The 2,497-nt window shown below is 56.8% G+C and carries 1 protein-coding gene; it reads left to right on the top strand.

Annotated features, from left to right (window positions below; translation table 11 throughout):
• Positions 1 to 43: 43 nt before the first annotated feature.
• The coding region (locus EJP87_RS15365) for a type I restriction endonuclease subunit R (RefSeq protein WP_130472738.1) at positions 44 to 2,497 on the top strand (2,454 nt) is incomplete at its 3' end.

The raw sequence follows: 2,497 nt of genomic DNA, 5'->3' as shown, positions 1-2,497 counted from the left end.
CCTGTCTTGGCCAATATTATCCGCCAACTCTTGGCCAATTGACATGACCGCTACTCCCGAAACCAGAGAGCAATACAGTGCCCATATTCCGGCACTGGCCACGTTGATCAACCTGGGATGGCGTTACATCTCTCCCGCCCAATGTTTGAGCTGGCGCGGTAGCAATCGAGAGGTGCTGCTGCGTGCTGTGTTGGTGGAGGAACTCCAGAAACGACGTTTCACACACAAGGGTGCTGAGCATCCCCTTTCCCCCAATGCCATTGAGCAGATTGTCCGGGAGGTGGCCGCTCCTGGACTGCACGAGGGGCTGCTGACCGCCAATGAGCGTCTTTACACCATGCTCACCCTGGGGGTGACGGTCACAGAATTTATCGACGGCAAGAAGGTGCAACCCACCATTCCCCTGGTCAATTGGGATCATCCTTCCGCCAACAGCCTGCTGGTAACAGAAGAGTGTGAGGTGCTTTCAGAACAGGGAACCCACACCCGGCGGCCCGACATTCTCTGTTTCGTTAACGGTATTCCCCTGGTGGTCATCGAGGCCAAACGGCCCGATTCCGGCAACCCCAACACCTCCATGGTTAGCGAAGGCATCAGCCAGCAGATCCGCAATCAGGGGCAGGACGAAATTCCTCTGCTTTTTGCCTACTCCCAGTTGCTGCTTTCCGTCAGTACCACCGAAGGCCGCTACGGGACGGTCAAAACCCCGGCCAAATTCTGGTCCCACTGGCGGGAAGAAACGCTGAGCGAGGCACACTTTGCCCAGGTCAAAAACCACTCCCTTTCTCCTGCCTCTCGTGCGGCGTTGTTTGCTGAGAAATCCGCCAGAATGCGGGAGTATTTCACCAGTTTATGGTCTGGCCTGCAACTGCCCACCGATCAGGACCGCCTGCTGATCAGCCTGCTCGCCCCTGACCGTCTGCTGGAATTCGTGCGCTACTTCCTGCTGTTCGACAAGAAAAACGGCAAAATCGCTGCCCGTTATCAGCAGGCTTTCGGCATCAAAAAACTGTTGGCCCGCATCAATGGGAAAAACCCCCAGGGCGGTCGTGAGGGTGGGGTCATCTGGCACACCACCGGCTCAGGCAAATCCTTCACCATGGTGTTTCTCTGCAGGGCATTGCTGCTCGACCCCGCACTCCGAGAGTGCCGCATTGTCGTGGTCACCGACCGGGTGGACCTGGAAAAGCAGTTGGCCCGTACCTTCCTTTCCGGCGGGGCCTTTGGCTCCGAGATCGCCAGTCGCAAGGAGGGTGAACAGGCCAAGGTCAAGACCGGCAAGGAACTGGCCTGGCGCATCGGCAAGGGTACCGAACGGATCATTTTTACCATTATCAACAAGTTCAATGCCGCCTCACGTCAACCCGAATGCCGCAATGACAGCGAGGATTTGATTGTCCTGATCGATGAAGGCCACCGCAGCCAGAGCGGCGAAAACCATGAACGCATGCGCAAGGCCCTGCCCAATGCGGCCTATGTCGCCTTCACGGGCACTCCCCTGCTCAAAAACGACAAGACCACCAACAAGTTTGGCCCGATTGTCCACGCCTATACCATGAAACGGGCGGTGGAGGATGGGGCTGTTACCCCGCTGCTTTACGAAGAGCGCAAGCCGGAACTGAACGTCAACGCTACGGCCATCGACAATTGGTTCGAGAAGATCACCGCCGGATTGTCCGAAAAACAGAAATCCGATCTGAAACAAAAGTACGGCCAAAAAGGGCCGGTGTACGGTTCTTCCAACCGCATCGAGTTGATCGCCTGGGATATCGCCGTCCATTTTGAGGAAAATTTCAAGTCCCTCAACACCGGCCTGAAGGGCCAATTGGCGACTGACAGCAAGCTTTCCGCCATTCGCTACAAGCAATGTCTGGACGCCACCGGAATGGTGAGCAGTGCCGTGGTGATCTCCTCCCCGGATACGCGGGAGGGTCACCAGGATGTGGATGAGGCCAAACTGCCCGAGGTGCAACAGTGGTGGAAGGACAACGTGGGCCACAAAGCCGAAAACTACGAGCGGGACACCGTGGACGCTTTCGCCACCGACGGCGACCCGGATATTCTCATTGTAGTGGACAAGCTGCTGACCGGATTTGATGAACCCCGGAATGCCGTGCTCTACATCGACAAACCTCTGAAGGACCATAGCCTGATCCAGGCCATCGCCCGGGTGAACCGGCTCCATGAACACAAACGCTTTGGATTGCTCATCGACTATCGGGGCATTCTTGGCGCACTGGACACCGCCATGTCCGGCTACCAGGATTTGGCCAATCGCACCCAGGCTGGGTACGACCTGGATGATCTTGATGGACTTTATAGTCAGATGAGCACCGAGTACAAACGACTCCCCACCCTGCACAGCCATTTGTGGTCCCTGTTTGACTCCGTAAATAACCGGACGGATCTGGAGCAGTACAGGCAAGTGCTGATGCCCAGGTATGCCGAAGGAGAGGGGGGAGAGAGCTATGACACCCGGCAAAAGGTCAGGGAGGAT

Source organism: Candidatus Magnetaquicoccus inordinatus (assembly GCF_004217665.1).
Taxonomy (GTDB): domain Bacteria; phylum Pseudomonadota; class Magnetococcia; order Magnetococcales; family Magnetaquicoccaceae; genus Magnetaquicoccus; species Magnetaquicoccus inordinatus.
The sequence above is the reverse complement of the archived record's forward strand: the minus strand, read 5'-3'. Positions and strand labels throughout refer to the sequence as shown.